The sequence below is a fragment of the Falsigemmobacter intermedius genome, assembly GCF_004054105.1.
In the GTDB taxonomy this organism is placed as follows: domain Bacteria; phylum Pseudomonadota; class Alphaproteobacteria; order Rhodobacterales; family Rhodobacteraceae; genus Wagnerdoeblera; species Wagnerdoeblera intermedia.
Genome location: NZ_SBLC01000133.1, coordinates 1 through 1,488, shown reverse-complemented (window position 1 = coordinate 1,488; position 1,488 = coordinate 1). Strand labels below are relative to the sequence as shown.

Annotated in this window: 1 pseudogene; it reads left to right on the top strand. The window is 56.2% G+C overall.

The features are described 5' to 3' along the window. Positions 1-162 precede the first annotated feature (162 nt). Positions 163-1,428: pseudogene (locus EP867_RS19570) on the top strand (IS3 family transposase); the annotation flags it as partial. Positions 1,429-1,488 lie beyond the last annotated feature (60 nt).

The following is a 1,488-nucleotide window of genomic DNA, read 5'->3' as shown; positions in this document are numbered from 1 at the left end:
GCCAACTCGGTAGACAGGCGCAGGTTGTCCAGCCAACGCATGCTTTCCTTCTGCTCGATCGGGGCGCGGGTTGGGTTGATCCTGCGTTTGAGTGTCAACGCCGCGTTAAATTTCCCCAGAAGGGGGTGCGGACAAAAACTTGGACTCACTTGGAGTGATTTCATGTATTCCTATGACGAGCGCCTGCGGGCGGTGGAGCTGTATATCAGGCTGGGTAGACGTGCCCGTGCCACGATCTGTGAACTCGGCTATCCGACAGCTAAAGCTCTTCGCGGCTGGCATCGGGAATATGAACTGAAAAGGGATCTGCCCCGGCACTACACCGCGCGGCCTCCGAAATTCACGGATGCTCAGAAGCAGGTTGCTCTGCAGCACTATGTTGGTCATGGCTATTCCATTTCCGGGACCGTTCAGACCCTGGGCTTTCCCTGCCGTGGTACCTTGGCGACATGGGTTCATGAGGCATTTCCCAACCTGACGGTTACGGTCGGTACGCGTGGCAGAAACTGTAGCCCCAGTTCCGATGTCATGAAACGGGCCGCGATTACGGAGTTGTATACGCGAGTCGAAAGCGCTCAGGCCGTGGCAGAAAAATTCGGGGTCAGCCGACCGACGCTGTATAGCTGGAAAAACAGCCTGCTCGGTCCGGAGGCCCCCACCACCATGAAACGCAAGAAGCCCATACTCGCGACCCTTTCGGCAGAATGCTCAGAACTGGAGCACCAGTTTGAAAAATTGCAGCGCGCTGTCTGTGCACTTCAGATCGAGCATGACCTTCTGCAGAAAGCCAGTGAACTCGTAAAAAAGGAGTTTGGCGGCGACCTGCAGTCCCTGAGCAATCGGGAAAAGACCACGCTGATCGTCGCCCTGAAGAACTTTCATAAAGTGCCGCAGCTTCTGATCAGACTGGGCCTTGCCCGGAGCTCGTATTTTTATCACCGCGCACGGATCGCCGGGGATGATAAGTATGTCTCTGTTCGGCAAAGGATGGTGGGCCTCTTCGAGACGAACCATCGCTGCTACGGATATCGCCGATTGAGGGCCTCTCTTGCGCAACAGTCTATCGCGATATCGGAAAAGGTCGTGCGCCGCCTGATGAAGCAGGAGGCACTGATCATCCCTAAGGCGAGGCGGCGGCGTTACAACTCATATCTCGGCGAAATCAGCCCGGCGCCGGAGAACCTCATAAACCGCGATTTCCACGCAGCCGCACCAAACGAAAAGTGGCTAACGGACATCACCGAGTTCCGGATCCGTGCCGGGAAGGTGTATCTCTCGCCAGTCATCGACTGCTTCGACGGCCTTGCCATCAGCTGGGCCATCGGTACCAGACCCGACGCCGGATTGGTTAACACGATGCTTGATGCGGCGATCGGGACCATCACAGACACCAATGAGCAACCAATCGTTCACACAGATCGCGGTGCTGTTGATTGCCGCTTAGAACTGACCCATTTGGGGCGATAATTTCCATTGAGATTTGACCCA